Here is a 26,132-nt window from a genome sequence, read left to right as displayed (position 1 = left end):
GAGGCCGCCCGCGTAGACTGAACCCGTCTCGAATCCGCAATGAAAGAGGTCGCCGCGTGGCGAATGCCCAGGCTCCACACTCCACCACCGCCCGGTACTGGCTGGTGCCGGTGCTGCGCGCCGTCATCGCCCTCGTACCGGCGGCCGCGATCACCTTCAACGCCGATCATTCCGCGGAATTCGGCCTGAACATGTTCGGCTCCTTCGCCCTGATCAGCGGCCTCACGGTGGGCCTGCTCAGCCGGGGCACGCTGGCCGACCCGCGGGAGCGTTCCCTCTTCCTGGTGCAGGGTGCCGTGGGCGTCATCGCCGGCCTCCTCGCGGTGATCTTCCACGCCGGCGGGCTCGGCTTCTTCCTCTTCCTGGTCTCCGTCTGGGCGGCGGTGACCGGTTTCCTCGAGCTGTTCAGTGGCATCCGTGCGCGTCGGCGCGACCCGGCCGACCGAGACTGGCTGCTGGTCGGTGCCGTCACCGCCCTGCTGGCCGTGATCTTCCTGCTGCTGCCGCCCAACGCCGTGGTGTCGGTCGGCCTGTTCGGTGCCTACCTCGTGATGCTCGGCGTCTACCTCGCCATCGCCGGGCTCTCCCTCAAGTGGGCCGGCACGGATGTCCCCCGCACCCTCACGGCCTCACCCAACGATTCGGACACCCTGTGACTCAGAACACCCCGCGCAAGCCCAGCCGTTCCGAGAAGCTCAAGCCGATCGAACTCGTCGGATTCTCCGGCGTGATGGCCCTGTTCCTCGGCCTCGTCGTGCTGATGAGCACCCGGGACGTGGTGCTGGCGCTGATCGGGTTCGGCGGCACGTTCATCCTCGTGCTGGCCGTGATCGCCCTGCTCATGCTCGGGATGAAGCCGAACCCGGCCAAACGGTCCGACCTCGAGGAGTAGACCGCGCCACTGAAGCGAAGCCGACCGCGCCTGGGCGGTGCGCGGGGCGTGCGCGGGTGCTGCGCCGCCGCGCGGGTGGCACGCCACGCGCGGAACGGCGCAGCACCCGCGTAGCCGCTACGGCAGGTAGTCGAGCAGCGGGTCCGCGAGGCCCACATAGCTGCCGGGTGTCAGCTCGAGCAGCCGCGCCTTGGCGGCGTCGCCGATCTCCAGGCCGGTGACGAAGGCCACCAGGTCGTCCCGGTTGATGCGCTTGCCGCGGGTGAGTTCCTTGAGCAGGGCGTAGGGGTCCGCGATCGTGGAGCGCCCCGCCGACACCTCGGCGCGGATCACGGTCTGGATCGCCTCGCCGAGGATCTCCCAATTCGCGTCAAGGTCTCGGGCGAGCATGGCACGGTCGATGTCGATCTCGCCGAGGCCCCGCGCGATGTTGTCGAGGGCGAGCAGGGAGTGCCCGAAGCCCACCCCGATGTTGCGCTGCGTGGTGGAGTCGGTCAGGTCTCGTTGCAGCCGCGAGGTCACCAGCGTCGCCGCGAGTGAGTCGAGAATGGCGCTGGACAGCTCGAGGTTGGCCTCCGCGTTCTCGAAGCGGATGGGGTTGATCTTGTGCGGCATGGTCGATGAGCCCGTGGCCCCGACCTGCGGGATCTGGCGGAAGTAGCCGAGTGAAATGTAGGTCCAGACATCCGTCGCCAGGTTGTGCAGCACCCGGTTCGCGTGGGAGACGCGAGAGTAGAGCTCGGCCTGCCAGTCGTGGGACTCGATCTGGGTGGTCAGCGGGTTCCAGGTGAGTCCGAGGCCCTCGACGAAACCGCGGGACACGGCCGGCCAGTCGACGGCGGGATCGGCCGCGACGTGGGCGGCGAACGTGCCGGTGGCGCCGCTGAACTTGCCCAGGTACTCGCTGCCGTCGATCTGTGTCGCCAGGCGTTCGAGCCGGTAGACGAACACCGCGAGCTCCTTGCCCACGGTGGTGGGCGTGGCCGGTTGGCCGTGTGTGCGGGCCAGCATGGAGTCGGCGCGGTACTCGAGGGCGCGCAGGCGCAGGGCGCCGATCACGGCGCGGAACTTGGGCAGCCAGACCTCGCGCACGGCGTCGCTCACGGTCAGCGCGTAGGACAGGTTGTTGATGTCTTCGCTGGTGGCGGCGAAGTGGGTGAGTTCGCTGATGTGGTCGAGGCCCAGCGTGGTCAGGCGGCGGCGCACGAGGTACTCGACGGCCTTCACGTCGTGCCGGGTGGTGGCTTCCAGTACGGCGAGTTCGTCGATCTCGGCCTGGCCGAAGTCGGTGACGAGGGCGCGCAGGGCCAGCTTCTGCTCGGCGGTCAGCGGCGTGGAGCCGAACAGGCTGCGGTCGGTGAGGGTGATCAGCCACTCCACCTCGACCCGCACGCGGGCCCGGTTGAGACCTGCCTCGGACAGGTACTCGCCCAATTCGGTGACGGCGGCGCGGTAGCGGCCATCGAGTGGGCTGAGGACCTGGGGCGGTAACGGACTCATCGGACTCCCTGTCGGATTGCGGGTGCAAGTTGCGCGAAGAGCGCTTCATTTGCGCTCTCAATCATGCCAAGAACCGTGCCAAAGAAGGCATCGTCGGAATAGTAGGGGTCCGGAACGTCCAGCAGCGGCGCCTGGGCCGCATCGAAGCTGAGCAGCAGTCGCACCTTGCTGCGGTCCCGGTCGGTCGTGGCCCAATTGCGCAGGATGCGTTCCTGCGCCCGGTCGAGCACCACGACGAGGTCGAGGTCGAGGAACCATTCCGGGTCGAACTGACGGGCCCGGTGGTGGCTGCCGTCGTAGCCGCGGGCGGCCAGGGCGGCGATCGTGCGGACATCGGCCTGCTCCCCGACATGCCAGTCGCCCGTGCCGGCGGAGCTCGTGGTGATCAAACGGCCCAGGCCCGAGCGGGTGATCAGGTCGCGCAGCATCACCTCGGCCATCGGTGAACGGCAGATATTGCCGGTGCAGACGAAAACAATGCGGAACGGTGTCGACTCATCGGGAGCGATCGACGCAAAGTTCATCTCCCCATTCTGTTGCACCGGCACCCCTCCACAGCCGCCTCCGGGTGGCATATTCCGTGAACTCTCGGATTCGGTGCGACGGTCCGGCCCGGGGGTGGCACGCTCACTGGCAGCGAATCGGCAGCGCACAGGAGGGCAGACATGGGGATTCCGGGCGACACGATCGTGACCGGCACGGTCTTGACCGACACGATCCTGAGTAACTACGGGCTGGAAAGGCGCCTCGGCGAACTCCGGCAGCGACGGATGCTGCTGCGGCTGCTCCGCGACGATGTCGACTACGCTGCGGGCCGGCTCACCGCCGGCGACCTGACCGGCTCCTGGCGCTCAGGCGCCCAGCGGGGCTACGACCGCCGGCGCAGCGACCTGGCCGGGGAGCTGCGCCGGGCCGCGGGGCTCCTCGACGCCGCCCTCACCGAGGTGGTGGCCGCGATCGATCAGGTCGGGGCTGACCTGGACGCGGTCCCGGCACCCGGCCGGGTTCCGGCCCGGGGGCCGCAATGACGGGGGAGGGTCCCGGTGACAGTGGCGACATCCTGACCGTGTCCGGCGGCGGGAGCACCCTGGTCGCCACCGACACGCTGCTGGCCGAGGCGACGCGGCTTCGGCTGCTGCAGGGCGACGCCGAGGCCTGGCTGGCGCGGCTGGCGCGCATCCAATCGCTGGATTCCGACCCGGCCGCGGGTCCGCTGATGATCCTGCCCAGCGCCGGGATGAACGTGCACGCGGCCCGGAGCGCCCTGGGCGGAGTCGCGGAGCGCAGCCAGGCCCTCGCCGATGCGCTGATCTCGGCGGCGGAGGGCTACGGCCGGGCCGAGCGGATGCGGGACTGGGGCGCGAGCGTGTCCGGGGCCTGGCTGGGCTCCACCCTGGGGTTGCTGGCGCCCTTCCTGGCTTTGGCGGCCGTTCCCGGATTGGCGGTCGGGGCGGTGGGGCTTCTGGTCGGCGGGATGCTCACCGGTCGGCGCCCGGGAGACGCGTTGACCGATGTCGCCGGCTGGCTCCAGGCGCATCCGCGGGCACTGACCAACCCCGTCCTGGTCGCCGCGGTGCGGGTGATGGTCTCCTCGACCGACGACGCGGCCGCCGGCCGTGCCGGTGTGCCCGTCCCGGTGTCCCTGGCTCTCGGCGACGAGGGTCTCGGCCTGCTCGGTGTGACGACGTCCGCGGCAGGACTGGTCGGACTTGCCCGACCTCTCGGCCTGCTGCGCGAGACTCCCGTGTCGGTGGAGCGGATCGATGCCCCGGCCCGCCCCCTCGGCCCGCCGCACCCTGGTGCGCTCCTCGGCCCGCCGCATCCGGGTGCCTCGCTGCCCGGTGCCGCTCCCGCGAGCCGGCCCGTGGCTCCGCCGACCGGTTTCGGGGATCTGGCCGACCGCATCCCCTCGGTGTCGGATGACGCCCCGCAGGTGCGCATCGAGCGCTACGGCGGGCCGGATGACGCGTCCTGGGTGGTCTACATCGGTGGGACGGCGGCGTGGAGCCCGGTCGCCGGCGAACAACCGTGGGACCTGACCTCCAACCTCGCCGCCGTCGCCGACCAGGGTGCCGGTTCCTACCGGGCGGTCGTGCAGGCCATGCGGGAGGCCGGGGTGGCGCCGGGTGACCCGGTGGTGCCGGTGGGCCATTCGCAGGGCGGGCTGGTCGCGGCCCAACTGGCGGCATCGGCGGACTTCAACACCGTCGCGGTGGCAACCTTCGGTGGTCTCACCGCCCAGGTGACCCTGCCCGCAGACGTGGTAGCCGTCACGGTCGAGCACACCGACGACATCATCCCGGCGCTGGGGGGAACGGCCACCGGAGACGATGAGCGGCTGTCGGTCCGACGCGAGGTCTTCGCTGAGAAGGCGGTGCCCGTCGACCAGCCGCTGCCGGCCCACGCCCTCACCGCCTATCGGGACACCGGGCGGCTCATGGACGGCTCCGCGGAGCCTCGATTGCAGGAGTTCCGGGCGACACTGGGGGAGGTCCTCGGCGCGGAAGCCGGCGAGTCGTCCCGGTGGCGAGGCATCCGACTGGCCAACGACGAACCTGAGCTATGAGCGCGGGGTGACCGGTCGGATCAGCACGCCGAGGATCCAGCTGATGATGCCCAGCACGAGGGCGCCGAGCACGCCCCACCAGAAGTCGTCGACCACGAGCCCGAAACCGACCAGATCCGAGAACCAAGCCACAAGCATCAGCAGGAAACCATTCACGATCAGGGAGATCAGTCCGAGGGTGAGGAGGTAGACCGGGAACGCGACGACGCGCACGAAGCCGCCGACCACGCTGTTGACGAAGCCGAAGACCAGTGCGACCAAGAGGTAGGTGACCAGGGTGGGGATCGTGCCCTCTGAGTAGGGCTCCACGCGGACTCCGGTGACGAGCAGGGTCGTGAGCCACAGGGCGAAGGAGTTGAGGATCAGCTTGATCAGGAATCTGGCCATACCCCAACTATGGCATCGGTGGTCCCTGGGCGCACGGAGGAGCCACTGACGGGGCATGGCTATGCGGCCACGTGAATATGCTGCGGCGTAGACTCGCCGGGTGAGCCCATCAGACCCGCCCTCGGTCCGCCTGCGCCCCGAGATTGTCGCCCTCCCGGCCTATCGGCAGGGTCAACCTGCCGCCGCCAGCGCGTTCAAACTCTCGAGCAACGAGAACCCGTTCGATCCGCTGCCCGGCGTCATCGCTGCCGTGCACGCCGAGACCGCGTTCAACCGCTATCCGGATGCCTCGGCCCTGGCCCTGCGCGAGCGGCTGGCCGAGCGTTTCGACCGGAGCGTCGACGAGGTGCACGTCGGTGCCGGCTCCGTGGCCCTCCTGGCCCAGTTCATCCTCGCCGCCGCGGGACCGGGCGACGAGGTGCTCTACTCGTGGCGCTCCTTCGAGGCCTACCCCGGCCTGGTCACCGTCGCCGGGGCCACGAGCGTGCAGGTGCCGAACCGCCCGGACCACGGCCACGACCTGCCCGAAATGGCCACCCGCATCACGGCGCAGACCCGGGCCGTGATCATCTGCAGCCCGAACAACCCGACCGGCACCATCGTCACCGCCGACGAGTTCGAATCGTTCATGGCCGTCGTCCCGTCAGACCTCCTCGTCATCCTCGACGAGGCCTACTGCGAATTCGTCACCGACCCCGAGGCGGTCAACGGCCTGCCGCTGCTGTCCCGGTTCCCGAACCTGGTCGTGCTCCGCACCTTCTCCAAGGCCTACGGCCTGGCCGGCCTGCGCGTCGGCTACGCCCTCGGACCCGTCGCCGTGCTCGACGCGGCGCGGTCCACCGCCATCCCGCTCTCGGTCACCGGCGTGGCCGTCGCGGCCGCGATCGCCTCCCTCGATGCCTCCGATCAGCTGATGCGGCGCGTGCGCGCCCTGACCGAGCGGCGCGACCGGGTCTGGCGCCTGCTGGGCGAACAGGGGTGGAGCATCCCCGCGCCCCAGGGCAACTTCATCTGGCTGCCCACCGCCCAGGACACCACCGACATCGCCGACGTCCTGTCGGCCGTCGGTCTCATCGTGCGACCGTTCCCCGAGGGCATCCGGATCTCGATCGGTGAAGAAGAATCCGTGGAGAAGCTCCTAGGTATTTGCGCGGACATTGTGGACGATCTACCACCGGGCCACCCTGCCCGGAAGCTAGGTTAGGACGGTGTCAGCGACCCCCAACGCCTCTCCCACGGTGCGACTGCTCTCCCCGGAGGGAGTCTTCGCCCCGAGCGATTCCGCGGCCGAATTCCTGCCCTACCTCGATCGACTGACCGAGGCCGACTACCGGCGGTTCTACCGCGACATGGTGGTGGTGCGCCGCTTCGACACCGAGGCCGCCAACCTGCAGCGTCAGGGCCAGTTGGCCCTCTGGGTGCCGAGCCACGGCCAGGAGGCCGCCCAGGTCGGCTCCGCCCACGCGACCCGGCCGCAGGACCACGTCTTCCCCTCCTATCGCGAGCACGTCGTCGGCATGATCCGAGGCCTCGACCCCGTCGACATCCTGCGGATGCTGCGCGGCGTCACGCTCGGCGGCTGGACCCCCGAGGACCACGGCAACTTCCACCTCTACACGCTCGTGCTGGCCTCGCAGACCCTGCACGCCACGGGCTACGCGATGGGCATGCAACTCGACGGCGCGACGGCGACCGGCAACCCCGAGACCGACCAGGCCGTCATCGTGTACTACGGCGACGGGGCCTCGTCGCAGGGCGACGCCAACGAGGCGCTGGTCTTCGCCGCCAGCTACCAGACCCCGCAGGTCTTCTTCCTGCAGAACAACCACTGGGCCATTTCGGTGCCGGTGACCCGGCAGTCCCGCACGCCGCTCTACCTGCGCGCCGCCGGCTTCGGGATGCCCGGCACCCAGGTCGACGGCAACGACGTGCTCGCCAGCTTCGCGGTGACGGCCAAGCACCTCGACGACGCCCGCGCCGGAAAGGGCCCCGCCCTGATCGAGGCCCTGACCTACCGCGTCGGCGCCCACACCACGGCCGACGACCCCACCAAGTACCGCGACCCGGAGCAGCTCGCCTACTGGGTCGCCCGCGACCCGATTGTGCGCTTCCGCAGCCATCTGCAGGGCCTCGGCGTCGAGCAGGAGTTCCTCGACGCCGTCGACGAGGAGGCCGATGACTATGCCGCGGATGTGCGCCGTCGCGCCCTCGACATCCACTCCCCGGAGAAGGCCGTCATCTTCGACAACGTCTACGCCGAACCCCACCCGCTGATCCAGGAACAGAAGGCATGGCTCGACCGCTACGAGGCATCCTTCGAAGGAGGCGACGCGTGAGTGACACGATCGTGACGAGCACCACCGGGCCGGCGACGCCGACCACCGCGACCCCGGCGACGGCGTCCCCCGCCACCGCCGAGCGGGTCCTCTCCGGCACCGGCACGGCGACCCTTCCCATGACCAAGGCCCTCAACGCGGGCCTGCGCCAGGCCATGCGCGACAACCCCCGGGTGCTGATGATGGGCGAGGACATCGGCCCGCTGGGCGGGGTCTTCCGCGTCACCGAGGGCCTGTTCGCCGAATTCGGCGACAAGCGCGTGCTGGACACCCCGCTGGCCGAGTCCGGCATCATCGGCACGGCCATCGGCCTGGCCCTGCGCGGCTTCCGCCCGGTCTGCGAGATCCAGTTCGACGGCTTCGTCTTCCCCGGTTTCGACCAGATCACCAGCCAACTGGCCCGGATGCGGAACCGGCACGAGGGCGGCGTGTCCATGCCCGTCGTGATCCGCATTCCCTACGGCGGCCACATCGGCTCGATCGAGCACCACCAGGAGAGCCCGGAGACGTACTTCGCGCACACACCGGGCCTGCGCGTGGTCAGCCCGTCGAACCCGCACGACGCCTACTGGATGATGCAGCAGGCCATCGCCTCGGACGACCCGGTCATCTTCTTCGAGCCCAAGAGTCGTTACTGGCCCAAGGGCGAGGTGAACCTCGCCGAGAGCGGCACACCCCTGCACGCCAGCCGCGTGGTGCGAAGCGGCACGGATGCGACGGTCGTCGGCCACGGCGCCATGGTCAGCGTTCTGCTGCAGGCCGCCGACCTCGCGGCGGCGGAGGGAACCAGCATCGAGGTCATCGACCTGCGCTCGATCTCGCCGATCGACTACGGCCCCATCCTCACGTCGGTGGAGAAGACCGGTCACCTGGTCGTCGCGCAGGAGGCCCACGGCTTCGTCAGCGTCGGATCGGAGATCGCCGCCACCGTCATGGAAAAGGCCTTCTACCTGCTCGAGGCTCCCGTGCTGCGCGTCTCCGGCTTCGATACGCCGTTCCCGCCGGCGGCCGTCGAGACGCACTTCCTGCCCAGTCCGGACCGTGTCCTCGAGGCCATCGACCGCGCTCTCTCCTACTGATATGACCCGGCCCCGGGATTCTCGCCTCACCAATCGCAAGGAGCGCACTCGATGAGCGTGTCGAAGTTCACACTGCCCGACGTCGGCGAGGGTCTCACCGAGGCCGAAATCGTGGAATGGAAGGTCGCGCCCGGCGACACCGTATCGATCAACCAGGTGCTGGTCGAGATCGAGACGGCGAAGTCGCTGGTCGAGCTGCCGTCGCCCTACGTCGGCGTGGTCGGGGAGATCCTGGTGCAGCCCGGGACCACCGTCGACGTCGGAACGGTGATCATCACCATCCTGGCCGAGGTCGTCGCCGGAGCCCCGAGCGCCCTGCCGACGAACGGCGCCGGCGATCTGGCCGCCGCGGCAGCGGATGCCGGGTCCACCATCACGGACGAGCCGGCCGAGACGCAGGGCCCGGTCCTGGTCGGCCGCGGCGCCGCGGCGACCATGCCCACTCGGCGCAAGCGCCACGGGGTCACCCTGGTCGCCCATGAGTCGATCGCACCCCCTCCCGTGCACCCGGAACGCCCGGCCGGCCTGCCGCTTCCGCAGCTGCCGCGCGCGGCCTCCGCCGGCCCCGTCGTCGCCAAGCCCCCCATCCGCAAGCTGGCCAAGGACCTCGGCGTCGACCTCTCCCAGGTCGAAGCGACCGGCCCGGTCGGCGACGTCACCCGCGAGGACGTGCTGCGGGAGGCCACCCAGGCCAGTGTGTTCCGCAACATCCAGACACCGGAATGGCCCAGCGACCGTGAGGAGCGCATCCCGGTCAAGGGCGTGCGCAAGGCCATCGCCCAGGCCATGGTCTCGAGCGCCTTCGCCGCGCCGCATGTGAGCCTCTTCGTCGATGTGGACGCCACCCGCACCATGGAGTTCGTCAAACGACTGAAGGCCTCCACCGACTTCGCCGGCGTGCGCGTGTCCCCGATGCTGATCATGGCCAAGGCCCTGATCTGGGCGGTGCGGCGCAACCCCACGGTCAACTCGGTGTTCACCGACGAGGAAATCGTCATCAAGCACTACGTGAACCTGGGCATCGCCGCGGCCACTCCGCGCGGGCTCATCGTTCCCAATGTGAAGGAAGCCCAGGACATGAGCCTGCTCGAGCTGGCCCGCGCCCTCGAGACGCTCACGATCACTGCGCGGGACGGCAGAACAGCCCCGGCCGATATGGCGAATGGCACCATCACGATCACCAACATCGGTGTCTTCGGCATGGACACCGGCACACCCATCCTCAACTCCGGTGAGGCCGGCATCGTCGCCCTGGGCACGATCAAGCCCAAACCGTGGGTCGTCGACGGCGAGGTGCGGGTGCGTCAGGTGACGACCATCGGTGCGAGCTTCGACCACCGCGTCGTCGACGGGGATGTCGCGAGCCGCTTTCTGGCGGATGTCGCGAGCATCATCGAGGAGCCCGCTCTGCTGCTCGAGTAACCGGCTAAAAGTATAGGAAGCCTAACCTCACCAGCTCTTTTGATATCCGATGAGGTAAGGCTGTCCACGCTGGCGGCGGGGTGCCGGCCTGTGTTCTGATATCTGAATGACCTCCCTCGCCCCCGCCGGAATCGTTCCGCTCACCCCCTCGGTCGCTGTTGCCGTCGCTGCCGTCGAACAAAAGCGCGCGGAGAGCCATGCCGGCCGGCTGAACTGGCTCCGTGCCGGGGTGCTCGGCGCCAACGATGGCATCGTCTCCGTCGCGGCCCTCGTGGTCGGCGTGGCCGGGGCGACCGGCTCGACCGCCGCCATCGCCGCGGCAGGCACCGCCGGCCTCGTGGGTGGGGCCATCTCGATGGCGCTCGGCGAGTATGTCTCGGTCAGCAGCCAGAGCGACAGCCAGCGCACCCTGATCGAGCGCGAGAAGCGCGAGCTCCGTGCCGACCCCGAAGGCGAACTGGACGAACTCGCGCAACTCTACGAAGAGCAGGGGCTCGCCCCCGCGACGGCCCGCCAGGTTGCCGTCGAATTCACGGCGATCGATCCGGTGCGCGCTCACCTGCTCGCCGAGCACAACATCGTCGAGGACGACGTCGTCAGCCCCTGGCGCGCAGCCTGGGTCTCCGCCGCGGCCTTCACTCTCGGCGCGTTGCTCCCGTTCCTGGCGATCCTGCTTCTGCCCACGAGCGTCCGCATTCCGATCACGTTCGGAGCCGTGCTGATCGCCCTCGCGGTGCTCGGCACGACCGGCGCCCACCTCGGAGGCAGCCCCAAGCTCCGCGCGACCTTCCGGGTCGTGCTCGGCGGGGCCGCGGCGCTGAGCGTCACCTTCCTGATCGGTTCCCTCCTCGGCACGGCCGGCGTTGTCTGAGCCGGCCCCGGCACGGGCGGAGCGTTCCTATTGGTGTTGACAATCATTATCATTAGGCGTAGCGTTGCCGCGTGCTTCAGAAACGATTCGTCCTACCCGCCCTGGCCGCCATTGCCGCTCTCACCCTGGCCGGCTGCGCGCCGACCGCCGGTTCCGCCGGCGACAATGCCGAGGGCGACCTCGCGGTTGTCGCGACGACCACCCAGGTGGCGGACCTCACTCGCAACGTCGTCGGCGACACCGACGGCGTGTCGGTGGCTCAGCTCATCCAGCCCAACCAGAGCGCGCACAGCTACGACCCGTCGGTGGCCGACCTGACGGCGCTCGGCGAAGCCGACGTGCTCGTGATCAACGGCGTCGGCCTCGAAGAATGGCTCGACGACGCGGTCAGCGCCAGCGGCTTCGACGGCATGACCATCGACTCCGACAAGGGGATCGAGATCCAGGACATCGCGGCCGGCGACGAGGACCACGCCGACGACGCAAGTGCGACGGATGACGTCGAGCACTCCCACGAGGGCGGCAACCCGCACATCTGGACGGACGTGTCCAACGCCGAGACCATGGTCGGCACCATTGCCGCGGGTCTCGCCGACGCCCGACCGGACCTTGCCGCCGACTTCGAGGTCAACGCGACCGCGTACACCGGTCAGCTCGCCGACCTCGATGCGTGGATCCGCGCCAACATCGACACCGTACCCCCCGAGCGGCGGCTGCTCGTGAGCAACCACGACGCGTTCGGCTACTTCACCGACGCCTACGGCCTCACCTACGTCGGCTCCATCATCCCGAGCTTCGACGACAACGCCGAGCCCAGCGCCGCCGCGATCGACGAACTCGTCGCCGCCATCACGGCCACCGGGGTCAAGGCCGTCTTCTCCGAGGCCTCGATCAGCGCGAAGGCCGCCGACACCATCGCCAACGAGGCCGGCGTCACCGTGTACTCGGGCGAAGACGCGCTCTACAGCGACTCGCTCGGCGCGAAGGACAGCGACGGCGCCACCTACATCAGCTCGCAGCTGCACAACGTCACGCTGATCCTCGAATCCTGGGGAGCCGAGCCGACCGCGGTGCCCGCGGACCTGCGATAGTTGATCAGTGATCGAGGATCCTTCTCAAGTACGGCAGAGCGCACCCGTGACGCTCAAGGTGGCGGGCGCCTCCTTCTCCTACGGCCAGAAGCCGGCCCTGGACGACATCGATTTCGAGGTGCGCGCCGGCGAGGCCGTGGCGCTGATCGGACCCAACGGGTCCGGCAAATCCACGCTGCTCAAGGGCATCCTCGGCCTGATCCAGCGCGTGAGCGGCACCGTGGAGGTGCTGGGGGCGGCATCGGCCCCGGCCGGATCCATCGGCTACGTGCCCCAGGCCGACGAGATCGACCAGCAGTTCCCGGTCACGCTCGAGCAGGTCGTCATGATGGGGCGCTACCGCGCGCTGGGCTGGCTGCGGCTGCCCGGCAAGCCCGACCGCCAGGCCGTGGCGCATGCGCTCGACGCGGTGGGCCTCGCGCACCGCGCGAAGACCCGCTTCGGTGAACTCTCCGGTGGCCAGCAGCAGCGCGGACTGCTCGCGCGGGCCGTGGCCGCCGGGCCCCGCCTACTCCTGCTCGACGAGCCGTTCAACGGGCTCGACCAGCAGAACCGCGACGCGCTCGTGGGCACCGTGAAGCGCCTGAAGGAGGATGGGGTGGCCGTGGTCGTCTCCACCCACGACCTCCAGCTCGCCCGCGAGGTCTGCGAGCAGGTGCTGCTGCTCAACGGCACCCAGGTGGCGTTCGGGCCGCGTGAATCGGTGCTGATCCTGGAGAACGTGCAGCGCACGTTCCGGGAGGTCGGCGTGGAAATCGACGAGCACACCGTGGTCGTGCCCGGGCACACCGGTCACTGAGATGGACGTCCTCAACCTGCTGGTCGACACCTTCGCCCTGCCGTTCATGACCCGGGCCCTCATCGTGCTGGGCGCGCTCAGCCTGGTGGCCGGCGTCGTCGGGGTGTTGGTCAACCTGCGGGGACTCGAGTTCATCAGCGACGGCCTCACCCACGCGGTCTTCCCCGGAATCGCCATCGGCTTCGTCTGGGGCGGTCGGGACGGGCTCTTCGTCGGGGCGATGGTCGCCGCCCTGGTCGCGGCGGTCATCCTCACCCTGATCATGCGCCAGTCCGTGTCCTCGGATGCCGCGATCGCCATCGTCTTCACCGCCATGTTCAGCGTGGGCATAATTCTGGTCTCCCTGGAGACGAACTACGTCGGCCAGCTGGAGCAGCTTCTCTTCGGCCGCCTCCTCACGGTCAGCCCGGCCGAGGTCGTGCAGACCGTCGCCATCTGCCTCGTGGCACTGGTCCTGATCGGGCTCACTCTCAAGGAGGAGGTGTTCCGCGCCTTCGACCAGGGCGGCTTCGCCGCGGCCGGGTACCGCACGCTCCTGCTCGACCTCGTACTCAACGTGGCGATCGCCCTCGTTGTCGTCGCGGCCTCCAGTGCCGTCGGCAACCTGCTCGTCCTGGCCGTGCTGATCGTGCCCGGCGCCGTGGCCCGGCTCATCACCAACCGGCTCTGGCTGCTGTTCCCGATCGCGGCCGGTTTCGCGGCCCTCGGCGCCTGGCTCGGACTCGTAGTCGGCTTCCAGGCCTCCGTGCAGTCCGGCGTCGACCTGCCCAGCGGCGCGACCGTGGTGCTGGTGCTGGTCGCCGGCTACGCCGTGGTGCTGCTGGCGCGGCTGACCGTCGACGGGTTGCGCCGGCTGCGCTCGCCCGGCCCGCGGCGACCGCACACCCCGCCCCGCCGCCGGCAGGCCCCCGAACGGCTGGTGACGTGATGGGATACTTCGAGAAAGCACTCCTCGCGGCCGCCGTGATCGGCGCCCTCAGTGGACTGGTCGGGTCCCTCGTCGTCCTGCGCCGCCGCACCTTCTTCGCCCAGGCCCTCACCCACGCCACCTTCCCGGGCGCCGTGGCCGCCACGATCGTCGGGGTCAGCATCCCGCTCGGGGCCGCCCTGGCGAGCATCCTGATCGTCGGCATCATGACCCTGATCGGCCGGGTGAAGCGGCAGGGCACCCAGGTGGCGTCCGGCATCCTGCTCACCGCGGGCTTCGCGCTCGGCGTGCTCCTGCAGGCCCTGAACCCGGCGCTTCCGGTGCAGGTCGACTCCTACCTGGTCGGGTCGATCCTCACCGTCACGACCGGCGACCTGACGCTGGCGGTCGGCGTGCTCGGGGCGGCCGTGGCCGTGATCGTGCTGCTGGGCAAGGAGATCCTGTTCTCCACCTTCGACCCGAGCGGATTCCGCGCCGCCGGATTCCGGGAAGGGCCGATCGAGCTGCTCACGCTCACCCTGATCACCGCCACCGTGGTCACCGCCATGCCGGCCGTCGGGGCGATCCTCGCGATCGCGCTGATCGCGGCCCCGGCGGCCGCAGCGCGTCTGGTCACGCAGACCGCCACCCAGATCCTGGTGCTGGCGCCGGTGCTGGGCGCGGCCGCCGGCCTGGTCGGCGTGCTCCTGTCCCGGGCGATCGACGTGGCCGCGGGGCCTGCGATCGCCCTCACCGCGGCCGCCTTCTTCCTGCTGGCCCTCCTCGGTCGCCGCCTGGTGCGTGCGCGGTTACGGTTGAAAGCATGAAGCGAAACACCTGGCAGCGCGAGGCCGTGCGCACCGCGCTGAGCGAGACCGAGGGATTCGTCAGCGCCCAGGGTCTGCACGCCGGACTGCACGCCACCGGTTCGCCCATCGGGCTGGCCACGGTCTACCGGGCCCTGTCCGACCTGGCCGGCGAGGGCGAGGCCGACTCGCTGCAGTCGCCAGACGGTGAGGCGCTCTACCGCGCCTGCAGCACGACCGACCACCACCACCACCTGATCTGCCGCAATTGCGGTCTCACCATCGAGATCGAAGTGGATGCCGTGGAAAACTGGGCGAACAACGTGGCCGCCGAGCACGGGTTCACCCAGGCCGCCCATGTGGTCGACGTGTTCGGTCTCTGCGCGGCCTGCTCCGCCGCATCCGTCGATTAGCGAGTTTGCGCCGGGGGAGAGCACCGCGTAGTGTTGAACGCTGCTGCGCATATCTGTGCGTGCACTGCTGGTTCACCTCGCTCTCACCTTCGTGGGAGTGTCGTCGTTCCAGCCGACAAGAGATCTTGGGAAGGGCATTCGCCCTTCGGTATTGGAGGAGAACCATGGCAGCTACTTGCCAGGTGACCGGAGCCGTTCCCGGCTTCGGACACAACATTTCGCACTCGCACCGACGCACCAAGCGTCGCTTCGACCCGAACGTTCAGACCAAGAAGTACTACGTACCGTCGCTTCGCCGCAACGTCACGCTGACCCTGTCCGTCAAGGGCATCAAGGTCATCGACGCCCGTGGCATTGAATCGGTCGTCAAGGACCTTCTCGCCCGTGGGGAGAAAATCTAATGGCCAAGCAGCATGACGTCCGCCCGATCATCAAGCTCCGTTCGACGGCCGGCACCGGTTACACCTACGTGACCAAGAAGAACCGTCGCAACGACCCCGACCGTCTCGTACTCAAGAAGTACGACCCCGTAGTGCGCAAGCACGTTGACTTCCGTGAGGAGCGCTAAAAATGGCGAAGAAGAGCATGATTGCCAAGAACAACCAGCGCAAGGTTATCGTCGAGCGCTACGCCGCGAAGCGCCTTGAGCTCAAGAAGGCCCTCGTTGACCCGGCCGGCACCGACGAGTCGCGTGAAGCTGCTCGCCTCGGCCTGCAGAAGCTTCCCCGCAACGCGTCGCCGGTTCGCCTGCGCAACCGCGACGCGGTTGACGGCCGTCCCCGTGGACACCTCAGCAAGTTCGGAATCTCGCGCGTTCGTTTCCGCGACATGGCTCACCGCGGCGAACTGCCCGGCATCACCAAGTCCAGCTGGTAACACCGCACAGGGCCGCTTAGCCGGTCATTCGGAACCTCGGTTCTGAAACGAGAGGATGTCGACTTCGGTCGGCATCCTCTCTCTTTTTTCGCGCACAGCGAAAATGGGGCCGTTCCGGGGGATAAACCCGCTGAAAACGCCGCAAATCCGCGGAATTCCGCGGTTGTCTGTTAGATTCAACCCGGTCCAACCGGCCAAACGGAGTCGCTTTTCGAAAGCGTCGCCCGCAATACGTGAATACCTGTTTTTACAGACAAAGGTCCGAGGAGGACACTCAATGGCTGACAAGTCGCTGAACAAGACCGAGCTCGTTGCCAAGGTTGCCGCAGACTCTGGCCAGAGCCAGGCAGCAGTCGACAGCGTGCTGAACGCTTTCTTCGCAACTCTCGCCGACACCGTCGCGAACGACGGCAAGGTCACGATCCCGGGCTGGCTCGGAGTCGAGCGCACCGCTACCGCAGCGCGCACCGGCCGCAACCCGCAGACCGGCGAAGAGATCGCCATCGCCGCGGGCCACCGCGTCAAGCTGACCGCTGGTAGCAAGCTCAAGGCTGCCGCCAAGTAGGTTTCGCACCAAGAACAGGGCGTCGACTTCGGTCGGCGCCCTGTTTGGGTGTGGGGCTCCCCTCGTGCAGCGTGGGTCCGCCAGGCACGGTTAGGCTGAGTCAGTGCCTCGTCTCGTGCGTATCTCCGGTCCGGCCGTGCTCCTGTTGGTCGCAACGCTGGCGACGCTCGTCGCGCTGGCCTACGGCGGCGGCGCGTCGGCGCAGCTGCTGGCCGATCCGGGACCGGTCGTGCGCTGGGGACTGCCGGTGGCCAAGCTCCTCGTCAACGTCAGTGCCGCGGGCGCCATCGGTGCCCTCGTGCTCACCCTCTTCGCCCTGAGCCCCCGGGAGTCCGAGTACAACGCGGCCCTGGACTTCGCCGCCGGTTCCGCGGCCGTCTTCACCGTGGCATCCGCCCTCACCGGCTTCTTCACCTTCCTGCAGGTGACCACCATCCCGCTCAGCTTCGACGACAGGTTCAGCGCCACCGCGGGACAGTTCTTCAGCGACATCGAGATCGGGCAGGCCTGGCTGGCCACCACCCTGATTGCGGCCTTCGTCACCGTGTTGTGCTTCGCGGTGCGGTCCCTGACCGGGCTCGTCTTCGTCACGGTCCTCGCCGTGGGCGCCCTGGTGCCCATGGCGTTGCAGGGACACGCGGCGGGCGCCGAGGGGCACGACGTGGCCATCACCGCCCTGGGGCTGCACCTCGTCTTCGCCGCGGTCTGGCTGGGCGGGCTGCTGACCATCATCGTGCTGCAGAAGCACCTGGCCGGCGGCCGCATCGACCCGGTCATCGCGCGGTACTCCTCGCTCGCCCTGGTCTCCTTCATCGTCGTCGCCGCGTCCGGCTACGTGGGCGCCGAACTGCGACTGGGGGCCTGGGACCGGCTGCTCTCGCCCTATGGAATCCTCGTCCTGGTCAAGGTCTTCGCCCTCACCGCCCTGGGCGCTTTCGGCGTGCTGCAACGCCGGTTCCTGATCGGGCGGATGCTGCGGAGCACCCCCGCGGACGCCACGGCCGCAGCACCCCGCCGCCGGGTCTGGTTCTGGTGGCTTGTCGTCACGGAACTGGCGTTCATGGGGCTCGCCTCCGGGGCCGCCGCCGCCCTCGCCAAGACCGCAACGCCGGTCGAGCAGATCACGGCGACCGAGATCCCCACCTCGACGCCCGCCCAAATCCTGACCGGCGAGCTGCTGCCGCCGCCACTCACCTTCAGCCGCTACTTCACCGAGTGGAACTTCGACCTGGCCTGGGTGCTGTTCTGCGCATTCGGCATCTTCTTCTACCTGGCCGGGGTGCGCCGACTGGCCCGCCGCGGCGACAAGTGGCCCGTCTTCCGCACCGTGCTCTGGGTGACCGGCATGCTGGTCCTGTTCTACATCACCAACGGCGGCGCGAACCTCTACGCGAAGTACCTCTTCTCTTCCCACATGCTCATGCACATGGCCCTGACCATGCTCGTACCCGTCTTCCTGGTGCCCGGGGCACCGGTCACGCTCGCCGCCCGCGCCATCCGCAAGCGGCAGGACGCCAGTCGTGGCCCGCGCGAGTGGATCCTGCTGGCCGTGCACTCGAGGTACGCGGGCTTCTTGGCCAATCCGCTGGTCGCGGCCGTGCTCTTCGCCGGTTCGCTCTGGGTGTTCTACTACTCCTCGCTGTTCAGCTGGGCGACGACCGACCACATCGGCCACGAGTGGATGATCGTGCACTTCCTGATCACCGGCTACCTGTTCGTGCAGTCGCTGATCGGTATCGACCCGGTGCCCTACCGGCTGCCCTACGCGGGCCGCCTGCTGCTGCTTCTCGGCACGATGGCGTTCCACGCCTTCTTCGGCGTGACCATGATGACGGGCACCGGGCTGCTCCTCGCCGACTGGTACGGGGCCATGGGCCGCGACTGGGGGCTCAGCGGCATCGAGGACCAGCAGATGGGCGGCGGCATCGCCTGGAGCGTCGGCGAGATTCCGACGATCGCCCTGGCCATCGCGGTGGCCATTCAGTGGAGCCGCAGCGACGAGAAGGAAACCCGCCGCAAGGACCGCAACGCGGAGCGCACCGGCGACGCCGAACTGCTCCAGTACAACGCCTCACTGGCCCGGCTCGCCGCGCACGACCGCGTGGAGTAGTCGGCAGGCCGGGAGGGCGGTGGCGGCCGGTCCCCCCGGTCAGCGCAGTTGGAGGGCGAGCGAGCCGTCCGGGTTCACGGTCACGCTGATCGCGACCGCGAAGGCCACGTCCTCGTCCCGCACTTCGACCTCGCCGTCGAAGAGTGACTGAACCTCGACCACGATGTGCGCCTGCCCCTCGGTGTCGGGCATCTCGAACGTGGAGTCTCCGGCGGCCAGGGTGACCGGGGGATACTCGGCGATCGACCAGATCGGGGCGTCCCGCACCCGATCGTTGATCTCGATTCCGAACGGGCAATTCGAGGGCTGCAGCACCTGTTGCGTGGTGCAGTCGTCGAGGAAACGGTCCAGCTCGGCCTGAACCTGGCCGATGAATTGGGCGTTGGGCTGGGCGTCGACCGTGACATCCGTCGCCCCGGAGGCAACGACCGGAACCGTCTGCGGGGCCGCGTCGAGCAGGGCTGAGGTGTGCTCGAACGAGTACAGGGCGGGGGCGAAGGCCAGGTAGGCGGCCTGGTTCGAGAACGTTTCCGGCGCGTCGTCGGCGGCGTGCGCACGCGTGTCGAGGGTCAGCTTGTTCACCGAGAATGTGGCCTGATGCAGCACGGCCACCCGCAGAACGGCCAGCGGGCTGGTCGCGAAGCGCCAGCTGTTGAAAACGCCGAAGAACGTGCCCGCACGCTCAACCTGGAAGGTCATCGTCGCGGGCGTGCCGTCGAGACGGAACCCGTATTCGATCGTGTGCCGACCGTCGGCCGACTCGTCGTCGCCGGTCAGCCGGATGTCGGTGAGTTCCCCCAGCACGGAGTCCCGCAGCAGGGTGTCCGGCAGGTCCTTCGGCAGCGAGGCCGCTTCGAGCTCGGCAGCCGTGGGCTTGACGCCGGGCAGCAGCAATGCACTGGCGGTGTCTTTGCGGGCCAGGGCGTCGAGATACTGGCCCACGAAGCTGCCGGGGCTGTAGAGGTCGCGGTTGAGCGAACCGATCGTCGCGGCCAGGCCGGCGCCGAGGAGGGCGGCGATGATGACCACGGCCACGATGGCGCCGCGCTGGTTGTGCCGGCGCCTGCCGTCCCGGTTGCTCACTCCCACATCCTACGTGGCCGGTTCCCCACCGACTCGCAGGCCGGGGCCGACTTGAACAGCCGGGCCGGATACAGTGGAATGTCCCGTCCGTACTCCACCGAAAGCGTCCCCGTGTCTGAGATTCCGCTTTCTCGCGAGCAGGCCGAAGTGTTCCAGGCCATCGAGGGAACCCGGCAGAACGTGTTCGTCACCGGGCGTGCCGGCACGGGCAAGTCGACGCTGCTGAACCACCTCTCCTGGAACACGAGCAAGCAGATCGTGATCGCGGCTCCCACCGGGGTTGCGGCCCTGAACGTGGGCGGCCAGACCATCCACTCCCTGTTCCGCCTGCCGATCGGGGTGATCGCGGACAATGCGATCGATCAGTCCGACCAGGTGCGCAAACTCCTCAACACGATCGACACGGTCGTCATCGACGAGGTGTCGATGGTCAACGCCGACCTGATGGACGCGATCGACCGCAGCCTGCGCCAGGCGCGGCAACGGCCGAATGACACGTTCGGCGGCGCGCAGATCGTGCTCTTCGGCGACCCGTATCAGCTTGCCCCGGTGCCGGGGGATTCCGACGAGCGCGCGTACTTCGCGGACACCTACCGGTCGATGTGGTTCTTCGACGCGAAGGTGTGGCGGGACGCCGACCTGCGCATCTTCGAGCTCACCGAGGTTCACCGCCAGCGCGACGCCGACTTCAAGCACATGCTCAATGCGGTGCGGCACGGGCAGGTCACGGCCGAGATCGGCGGCGCGCTCAATGCCGCGGGCGCCCGCACCCCGCCGAGCGAAGGCGTGATCACGCTGGCAACCCGCAACGATTCGGTGAATCGCATCAACGCATCCGCTCTTAAACGGCTCTCCGGCAAGGCGCTGACGGCCAAGGCCGACGTCACCGGCGACTTCGGCGGGCGCACATTCCCGGCCGACGAGGTGCTCGAGCTGAAGGTCGGGGCGCAGGTGATGTTCCTGCGCAACGACTCCAATCAGGACGGCGGCCCGCGCTGGGTGAACGGCAGCATCGGCACCGTCACCCGCGTCGACTCCACGGTGTACGTGGACATCGACGGTGAAACGCACGAGGTCGAACCCGCGGTGTGGGAGAAGTTCAAGTACACCTACAACCCGACCACGAAGAAGCTGCGCAAAGACGTCGTGGCCGAGTTCACCCAGTTCCCGCTGCGGCTGGCGTGGGCGGTCACCATCCACAAGTCGCAGGGCGCCACCTATGAGCGCGCGGTCGTCGACCTCGGCGCGCGCGTTTTCAGCCCCGGCCAGACCTACGTGGCCCTCAGCCGGCTGACCAGCCTGGACGGCCTCTACCTGACCCGTCCCCTGCGCCCGAGCGACATGATCGTGGACGAGAACGTGCGGCGGTTCATGCGGGGTCCGCGGCCCCCCGGGGCACCCGACTAGCCCCCGAATCCGCGGTGCGGCCGGGCGGTGCGGCCGGGCGGCGAGGTGAGTACACTCCGTCGTGCAGGGGCACCCTGCGTGGGCCGCGACGCGACGGGGGTCAGGCAATGAAGCTCGGACCGGCACCAGCCAGCCAGGCACCAACCGGCCCCGCACCTCATCGGCGGCGCCGCCGGCGGCGGCGCCAGGGGCTGCCGGCTCTCGTGTTGGCTGCCGCCCTGGTTCTGACGGCGTGCACCGCGGCGACGGATGCCTCCCCGGATGCCAGCAGGGAGGCGGCGGCCCCGTTCTCGGCCGAGGTCACGGCCCGGCTGGACGCCGTGCTCTCCGAAGCGAAGACCCTGTCCGGCTCCACCGGGGCCATCGCCGGGGTCTGGGCTCCGTGGGCCGGCACCTGGGTCGTCTCGCCCGGTTCCGTCTCGACCACGTCTCCCGGCGCGCTCACCCCGAAGATGCGTTTCCGGATCGGCACCAACACCACGGCGCTGACCTGCACGGTGCTGCTCCGGCTCGTCGAGGAGAAGGAGGTTCGCCTCGACGACCCGGTGTCGACCTACCTGCCCCGGGTCGTGGGGTTGGACGGGATCACCCTCGGGCAGCTCTGCCGCAACACGTCCGGTCTGGGTGATCATTCCCCTCTGCTGGCTCCACGGATCGTGGCCAACCCCGGCCGCAAGTGGTCGACGCGAGAGGTCGTCGAAACCGGCACGGGAGCCCCTCGGGTGGCGTTGCCCGGCGGGGCCTGGTCCCCGTCGGACACCGGGGTTGTGCTGCTCGGCCTCGCCCTGCAACAGGCGACCGGACGTAACTGGCCGTGGCTCTACCGGCACTACGTCTTCGAACCGCTGGGCATGGCGAACACCAGCCTGCCGGCACCGGGCGAGCCGGCGATTCCGGGTCCGAGTCCCCGCGGCTATACTGCGGCGCTCGATCCGGCCGGCAACGCCCGCTGCGACAGTGTGATCGATGTGACCGAGCTGTCGCCCTCGGTGGGCGGGGTGGCCGCCGGGGTCGTCTCGAACCTTCCCGACATGAAGATCTGGACGCAGGCTTTGGCCGCGGGCACCCTCCTGTCGACGGAATCGACGGCTGCGCAGTGGGCGCCGGTTCTGCCGGGGGCCGGAGCCTCATCCTGGCGGCAGCACGGCTTCGGGGTCGAACGGTTCGGCCCGCTGCGCGGGCAGTCCGGGGAGATCCCCGGCTTCATCTCGGCGGCGATGGCCGACCCGGCCAGCGGACTCACCGTGGCGGTCGCCTTCAACAATTCGACCTCCGGCCGTGAATTCGCCGAGGCGGTCGCCCGCCGCCTCGCCGCCGTCGCCGGTGCCGCGCCCGCGTCCGGCGAGGCCCCGGCACCCCGGCTGGACCTGCCCTGGACCGAGGCGCAGGTCGCGGGCGAGATCCGGGCGGCCGCCGCCTGCGACCCGAACCAGGAAGAATAGACGGGGCTGGAGCCCGAGCCCGGTCAGTGGTGGGACTGCGGTTCCTCCGGCAGGACGGCGGGGCCCGAATCGCTGTGGGACCCGTGCGGAACCGCCTGCGTGCCGGCATCCGTTGCGGCCAGGGCCGGAGTGGTCAAGCCGGATACCAGCACCCCGCCGAGCGTCAGTGCGGCAAGGAAACGCCAGCTCTGCGGGGCGGGCTCGACAGCGGCGGCGGACACCCCTTCGCGGCGGCCGGCACCCCGCCGGGTGAGGGCGAGGGAGCCGGCCACGAACAGGCTGAACAGGGTCGCGACGGTCATCGGGAAGACCGGCAGCACGGTGACATCGGCCGGCACCGCGGAGGTGCTGCGAAGCCCCGCCGCGGCAGCCCAGACCACGAGGGGAAGGAGCGCGCCGACGAGCGCCTGGTTCGGCATGGGGTATCGCCCGCGAACGAGCGTCGCCACACCCCAGCCGAGCTCGGCGACGCCGAGCCCGACGAGAATGACGGAGAGGAGCACCGGAGCGCTCGCACCCACGGCCAGGTGGATCGTACCGGCACCGATGGCAGCGAAAGCGCACCAGAGGCGGCTGATCTGGATCATGGGATTCCTCTGTTCGCGGGTGGCGCGCGTCGGCTAGGCGGTGACGGTGCGCGGAGCGTGCTTGTCGGCTGCGAGGCCGGCACCGAGCAGCACGATGGCGCTGGCCAGGTGCAGGAAGTGGTCCGCCGTGTTGAGGGCGAGGATGTTGAGCGCGGTGTCGGCGATGAAGAACCCGACGATGCCGAGCAGCAGGTACACCGCGCCGACCGTGGTGTTGACGGCCTTGGCAGCGGGGACCGTGGACAGACCGGCGATCAGCAAGGCTGCACCGATCAGAAGGTGGGCCACGTTGTGGAGGGGGTTGACCTCGAAGATGCCGAGCAGCAGGCCACCCTCGGTGGCGAAGAAGTCGACGCCTCCGGTCACAAAGAAGCCGAGCACGCCGACCAGGACGTAGATGGCGCCGAAGACGGTGGCGAGGATTCGATTGGGGGATGTGCGCATGAGAAGACCTCCGATAGTTAGGTGTCACGGTCAACCCGTGCTCGAACAATGTTCGGAATCAACGACGGTTCGGTTTGGAGTGCGGTTTCGCCGTCGCCGAACTCGCTTGAGCGCTCATCCCGCGCCCGGCCCTCAAGCTCGGCGAGGACGACCCCGCTGTCCGGCGCCGGAGGGCACTCGATCGCCAAAAAATGGGCACAAAAAAAGCACGAACGAACGGGCGCACCCCCCAATAGTGCGCCCGTTCGTTCGTGCTGGTGTGCGGCCGAGAATTAGGCCCGCTTGCGACGTCCCACAAGAGCGCCGTAGATGACGAGAACGATGACGGAGCCGGCGATGGCGAGAAGCCAGGTCGAGATGTCGAAGAAGTTCTCGAGGCCGGTGCCGAAGATGACCGAACCGAGGAAGCCGCCGAGGAAGGCGCCGAGAACACCGAGGATCAGGGTGATGACCCAGCCGCCGCCCTGGTTGCCCGGGAGGATGGCCTTTGCGATTGCGCCGGCGATGAGTCCGAGAATGAGGAATCCGATGAAGCCCATGATTTGTCCTTGCGTCTTTCTGTTTGATTGCGTTCTGGAGTGGGGAAGTGCTGGTAAGGGTGAGTATAGGGCCGGACTAGTCCGGCAGGGAGTCTGCTTCGTCGGTGTCGGTGACTGCGTCGTCTGATGTCTGGTGCACGTCCTTGACGGTTACGTCCACCGCGGTGACCTGCATGCCGACGATCGTTTCGATGGCCGTTTCGACCGCGCTGCGCACCTCGCCCGCGACTTTCTGCAGTTCGTGCGGGTACTCGACGACGATGGAGATCGCGACGGATGCCGTGCCGCCCTGAGTGGTGACGCTCACCCCGGGGGAGAGGTCGGCACCGCTGATGGCTTCCCGGATCGCGCCGAGTGCACGGGCAGCGCTGCCGCCGAGCGCGTGAACGCCCGATACCTGGCGTGCGGCGATGCCGGCGACCTTTGCGACGACGCCATCGGCGATAACGGTCTTCCCGGGTCCGGTGAGGGAAATTCCTGGAGATACGGGGGTGCTTTGTACAGCGATGGCGAACTCCAATCTGTCGCGGCACGAGATACGAGCCGGGCGACACTAGTAAGACGTGGGCCGTCGGCGATTCGTCACGCGGATGCAGAAAAAAGTTTCCGCGGGTCGGCTCCGGGGTCAGTTTTCAGACGGTGACTTCGAAGACGACGGTCGTCGTGTGACTCCGGCCGGCGTCCAGGCGCACCTGGTCCCGGCGCACGTTCGCGGTCTCCACGCAGAGCATGCCGGGCCACTCATCATCGCCGAAGTCGGCCATCCGGGCGGCCTTGTCGATCCAGGGGTTCCAGACCACGGTGCTGTCCGAGCCGTCGGATTCGATCGTGACGGTGCGACCGTCCGGGTCGGCCACGGTGGCACGTCCGCGGCTGCCCGGATAGAGGCGATCCGTCTCGGTGGCGAAGCCGACGGGATTGTTCTCCGCGGGCTCCGTGACCCCGGTCAGCTGGTTCAGGAACGCGGTGCCCTGCAGCCCGGCAACGGTCGTGCCGCGCACATCACTGACCCGCAGATAGGTGTGCAGAGCCTCCTCGTAGGTGAACGCATCCGTCTCTCGGTTGGTCACCTGCAGGGCGAGGGTCAGACGGGCGCCGATGCTGACCGTGTAACGGGCTTCGAAGCGGTGCGGCCAGGCCGAGGCGCGAGTGGCGGGCGTATCGGTGAGAAGGAAGGTCAGCACGACATCGTCGTCGGATTCGTGCGCGTCCACGAACTCCCATTCGCCGAGGCGGGCGAAACCGTGCGCCGGCGCGGCCGGATCGAGCGCGTGAGCACCGAACCAGGGGAAGCAGATCGGCACGCCGCCGCGGATCGCGGCGGCGGCCTCGAACCGGCTCGCGCCGCTCAGGAACAGCACCGGCTGCCCGCCCACCGGGGTGAAGTCGGTGACCTGCGCGCCGTGCAGGTAGATCTCGGCGGAGCCGGCGCGGCCGGCCACCCGCACCACGGTCAGGCCACCCCGGCCCTCTGCGAGTCGAACGGATGCGGGCAGAGAGGCGGGGGCAGCGCTGACGGAGGACATGAATCCATTTTCGCGCTTTCGCCGACCGAGTGCAGACCGCCCCTTTCGGCGTAGGCCGGCGGCGGTAGGCTGACGGCCCAACAGTGCAATACGGCGGCTGACGTGACCGCTCGAGTCGCGTCAGCCGCCTTTGTCAGCCGCAGCCGTCAGCCGGTCAGTCCCGCAGGTACTGCTCCAGGCAGGGCACCTTCAAGAGGGCCAGCGCCCGCTTCTCGATCTGGCGCACACGTTCCCGGGTCACGCCCTGTACGACGGCGATCTGATCGAGGGTCTGGGGCGCGCCCCCGTCGAGGCCGAAGCGGGACATCAGGATGGACCGTTCGCGCGGGGGAAGGGCGCTCATATAGAACCCGATGTCCGACGCCCGCATGGTCAGCACCGCGTGCTCCTCGGGCTGGGGCAGGTCGTCGTCGATGATCAGCTCGGAGATGTCGCCGAGGCCGTCGCCGACGGGCGACTGCAGGGACATCGGCTCGTTGTCGTA

31 protein-coding genes are annotated in these 26,132 nt (G+C 68.9%); 21 read left to right on the top strand and 10 right to left on the bottom strand.

The window, feature by feature from the left end; genetic code table 11:
- Window positions 1-56: 56 nt before the first annotated feature.
- Window positions 57-656 carry an HdeD family acid-resistance protein gene (locus E3T23_RS11610; RefSeq protein ID WP_134370533.1) on the top strand — a complete coding sequence of 200 codons (600 nt, stop codon included), beginning with the start codon at window positions 57-59 and terminating at the stop codon, window positions 654-656.
- A complete protein-coding gene (locus E3T23_RS11605; protein ID WP_134370532.1) occupies window positions 653-892 on the top strand; it encodes an ABC transporter ATP-binding protein in 240 nt (79 codons plus the stop codon). The genes E3T23_RS11610 and E3T23_RS11605 overlap by 4 nt, the downstream gene beginning before the upstream one ends.
- 117 nt (window positions 893-1,009) lie before the next feature.
- On the opposite strand, the gene purB is transcribed toward E3T23_RS11605, so the two are convergent.
- Window positions 1,010-2,392 (bottom strand): adenylosuccinate lyase, encoded by a 1,383-nt coding sequence (gene purB, locus E3T23_RS11600; RefSeq protein ID WP_134370531.1) that lies wholly within the window; start codon window positions 2,390-2,392, stop codon window positions 1,010-1,012.
- Complete coding sequence (locus E3T23_RS11595; protein ID WP_134370530.1) at window positions 2,389-2,916, bottom strand: low molecular weight protein-tyrosine-phosphatase; 528 nt, start codon at window positions 2,914-2,916, stop codon at window positions 2,389-2,391. The genes purB and E3T23_RS11595 overlap by 4 nt, the downstream gene beginning before the upstream one ends.
- A 141-nt stretch (window positions 2,917-3,057) precedes the next feature.
- On the opposite strand from E3T23_RS11595, the gene E3T23_RS11590 reads away from it, so the two are divergent.
- The gene (locus tag E3T23_RS11590) at window positions 3,058-3,420 is read left to right on the top strand and encodes a hypothetical protein (RefSeq protein WP_134370529.1); all 363 of its coding nucleotides are present in this window, start codon (window positions 3,058-3,060) and stop codon (window positions 3,418-3,420) included.
- Window positions 3,417-4,958 (top strand): hypothetical protein, encoded by a 1,542-nt coding sequence (locus E3T23_RS11585; protein ID WP_134370528.1) that lies wholly within the window; start codon window positions 3,417-3,419, stop codon window positions 4,956-4,958. Before E3T23_RS11590 ends, E3T23_RS11585 begins: the two co-directional genes overlap by 4 nt.
- On the opposite strand, the gene E3T23_RS11580 is transcribed toward E3T23_RS11585, so the two are convergent.
- Entirely contained in the window at window positions 4,953-5,345 is a 393-nt protein-coding gene (locus E3T23_RS11580; RefSeq protein WP_134370527.1) for a phage holin family protein, read from the bottom strand. The genes E3T23_RS11585 and E3T23_RS11580 overlap by 6 nt on opposite strands.
- A 100-nt stretch (window positions 5,346-5,445) precedes the next feature.
- On the opposite strand from E3T23_RS11580, the gene E3T23_RS11575 reads away from it, so the two are divergent.
- The 15 genes from E3T23_RS11575 (at window position 5,446) to E3T23_RS11505 (ending at window position 18,620) form a co-directional block, all read left to right on the top strand.
- Window positions 5,446-6,549 (top strand): histidinol-phosphate transaminase, encoded by a 1,104-nt coding sequence (locus E3T23_RS11575; RefSeq protein ID WP_134370526.1) that lies wholly within the window; start codon window positions 5,446-5,448, stop codon window positions 6,547-6,549.
- A gap of 4 nt (window positions 6,550-6,553) precedes the next feature.
- A complete protein-coding gene (locus E3T23_RS11570) occupies window positions 6,554-7,681 on the top strand; it encodes a thiamine pyrophosphate-dependent dehydrogenase E1 component subunit alpha (RefSeq protein ID WP_241977869.1) in 1,128 nt (375 codons plus the stop codon).
- A gap of 119 nt (window positions 7,682-7,800) precedes the next feature.
- The gene (locus E3T23_RS11565; protein ID WP_241977880.1) at window positions 7,801-8,760 is read left to right on the top strand and encodes an alpha-ketoacid dehydrogenase subunit beta; all 960 of its coding nucleotides are present in this window, start codon (window positions 7,801-7,803) and stop codon (window positions 8,758-8,760) included.
- 51 nt (window positions 8,761-8,811) lie between these two features.
- Window positions 8,812-10,182 carry a dihydrolipoamide acetyltransferase family protein gene (locus E3T23_RS11560; protein WP_134370524.1) on the top strand — a complete coding sequence of 457 codons (1,371 nt, stop codon included), beginning with the start codon at window positions 8,812-8,814 and terminating at the stop codon, window positions 10,180-10,182.
- Window positions 10,183-10,288: 106 nt separating this feature from the next.
- Window positions 10,289-11,053, top strand: a complete 765-nt coding sequence (locus E3T23_RS11555; protein WP_134370523.1) for a VIT1/CCC1 transporter family protein — start codon at window positions 10,289-10,291, stop codon at window positions 11,051-11,053.
- A 71-nt stretch (window positions 11,054-11,124) separates the two neighbouring features.
- Window positions 11,125-12,144, top strand: a complete 1,020-nt coding sequence (locus E3T23_RS11550; protein ID WP_134370522.1) for a metal ABC transporter substrate-binding protein — start codon at window positions 11,125-11,127, stop codon at window positions 12,142-12,144.
- Between the two features lie 46 nt (window positions 12,145-12,190).
- On the top strand, window positions 12,191-12,943 hold the full coding sequence (locus E3T23_RS11545; protein WP_241977867.1) for a metal ABC transporter ATP-binding protein: 753 nt from the start codon (window positions 12,191-12,193) through the stop codon (window positions 12,941-12,943).
- Between the two features lies 1 nt (window position 12,944).
- The gene (locus E3T23_RS11540) at window positions 12,945-13,871 is read left to right on the top strand and encodes a metal ABC transporter permease (RefSeq protein ID WP_134370520.1); all 927 of its coding nucleotides are present in this window, start codon (window positions 12,945-12,947) and stop codon (window positions 13,869-13,871) included.
- On the top strand, window positions 13,871-14,677 hold the full coding sequence (locus E3T23_RS11535) for a metal ABC transporter permease (RefSeq protein ID WP_134370658.1): 807 nt from the start codon (window positions 13,871-13,873) through the stop codon (window positions 14,675-14,677). The genes E3T23_RS11540 and E3T23_RS11535 overlap by 1 nt, the downstream gene beginning before the upstream one ends.
- Entirely contained in the window at window positions 14,674-15,069 is a 396-nt protein-coding gene (locus E3T23_RS11530; protein ID WP_134370519.1) for a Fur family transcriptional regulator, read from the top strand. The genes E3T23_RS11535 and E3T23_RS11530 overlap by 4 nt, the downstream gene beginning before the upstream one ends.
- Before the next feature lie 164 nt (window positions 15,070-15,233).
- Window positions 15,234-15,470, top strand: a complete 237-nt coding sequence (rpmB, locus tag E3T23_RS11525) for a 50S ribosomal protein L28 (protein ID WP_104099753.1) — start codon at window positions 15,234-15,236, stop codon at window positions 15,468-15,470.
- Complete coding sequence (gene rpmG / locus E3T23_RS11520) at window positions 15,470-15,637, top strand: 50S ribosomal protein L33 (protein ID WP_104099752.1); 168 nt, start codon at window positions 15,470-15,472, stop codon at window positions 15,635-15,637. Before rpmB ends, rpmG begins: the two co-directional genes overlap by 1 nt.
- A 2-nt stretch (window positions 15,638-15,639) precedes the next feature.
- Window positions 15,640-15,945, top strand: a complete 306-nt coding sequence (gene rpsN, locus E3T23_RS11515) for a 30S ribosomal protein S14 (RefSeq protein WP_134364793.1) — start codon at window positions 15,640-15,642, stop codon at window positions 15,943-15,945.
- 277 nt (window positions 15,946-16,222) lie between these two features.
- A complete protein-coding gene (locus tag E3T23_RS11510) occupies window positions 16,223-16,510 on the top strand; it encodes an HU family DNA-binding protein (RefSeq protein ID WP_104099750.1) in 288 nt (95 codons plus the stop codon).
- A 103-nt stretch (window positions 16,511-16,613) separates the two neighbouring features.
- The gene (locus E3T23_RS11505; RefSeq protein WP_174843876.1) at window positions 16,614-18,620 is read left to right on the top strand and encodes a bifunctional copper resistance protein CopD/cytochrome c oxidase assembly protein; all 2,007 of its coding nucleotides are present in this window, start codon (window positions 16,614-16,616) and stop codon (window positions 18,618-18,620) included.
- A 39-nt stretch (window positions 18,621-18,659) separates the two neighbouring features.
- Here the strand turns inward: E3T23_RS11505 and E3T23_RS11500 are convergent, their stop codons facing one another.
- Window positions 18,660-19,703 (bottom strand): hypothetical protein, encoded by a 1,044-nt coding sequence (locus tag E3T23_RS11500; RefSeq protein WP_134370518.1) that lies wholly within the window; start codon window positions 19,701-19,703, stop codon window positions 18,660-18,662.
- Window positions 19,704-19,814: 111 nt separating this feature from the next.
- On the opposite strand from E3T23_RS11500, the gene E3T23_RS11495 reads away from it, so the two are divergent.
- Complete coding sequence (locus E3T23_RS11495; RefSeq protein WP_134370517.1) at window positions 19,815-21,110, top strand: ATP-dependent DNA helicase; 1,296 nt, start codon at window positions 19,815-19,817, stop codon at window positions 21,108-21,110.
- A gap of 107 nt (window positions 21,111-21,217) precedes the next feature.
- Window positions 21,218-22,552 carry a serine hydrolase domain-containing protein gene (locus E3T23_RS11490; protein WP_134370516.1) on the top strand — a complete coding sequence of 445 codons (1,335 nt, stop codon included), beginning with the start codon at window positions 21,218-21,220 and terminating at the stop codon, window positions 22,550-22,552.
- A gap of 23 nt (window positions 22,553-22,575) precedes the next feature.
- Here E3T23_RS11490 and E3T23_RS11485 read toward each other — a convergent pair whose 3' ends face one another.
- The 6 genes from E3T23_RS11485 to E3T23_RS11460 all read right to left on the bottom strand — a co-directional run.
- A complete protein-coding gene (locus E3T23_RS11485; protein WP_134370515.1) occupies window positions 22,576-23,139 on the bottom strand; it encodes a hypothetical protein in 564 nt (187 codons plus the stop codon).
- Window positions 23,140-23,172: 33 nt separating this feature from the next.
- Window positions 23,173-23,583, bottom strand: coding sequence for a DUF4383 domain-containing protein (locus E3T23_RS11480; protein ID WP_134370514.1), 411 nt, complete (start codon window positions 23,581-23,583; stop codon window positions 23,173-23,175).
- A gap of 272 nt (window positions 23,584-23,855) precedes the next feature.
- Entirely contained in the window at window positions 23,856-24,122 is a 267-nt protein-coding gene (locus E3T23_RS11475; RefSeq protein ID WP_134370513.1) for a GlsB/YeaQ/YmgE family stress response membrane protein, read from the bottom strand.
- 76 nt (window positions 24,123-24,198) lie between these two features.
- The gene (locus E3T23_RS11470; protein ID WP_241977866.1) at window positions 24,199-24,642 is read right to left on the bottom strand and encodes an Asp23/Gls24 family envelope stress response protein; all 444 of its coding nucleotides are present in this window, start codon (window positions 24,640-24,642) and stop codon (window positions 24,199-24,201) included.
- Window positions 24,643-24,754: 112 nt separating this feature from the next.
- A complete protein-coding gene (locus tag E3T23_RS11465) occupies window positions 24,755-25,648 on the bottom strand; it encodes a D-hexose-6-phosphate mutarotase (protein ID WP_134370511.1) in 894 nt (297 codons plus the stop codon).
- A 154-nt stretch (window positions 25,649-25,802) separates the two neighbouring features.
- On the bottom strand, window positions 25,803-26,132 hold a 330-nt coding region (locus tag E3T23_RS11460), incomplete at its 5' end, for a sigma factor-like helix-turn-helix DNA-binding protein (protein WP_277612464.1).

Source organism: Cryobacterium cheniae, assembly GCF_004403395.1.
Classification (GTDB): Bacteria; Actinomycetota; Actinomycetes; order Actinomycetales; family Microbacteriaceae; genus Cryobacterium; species Cryobacterium cheniae.
The sequence above is the reverse complement of the archived record's forward strand: the minus strand, read 5'-3'. Positions and strand labels throughout refer to the sequence as shown.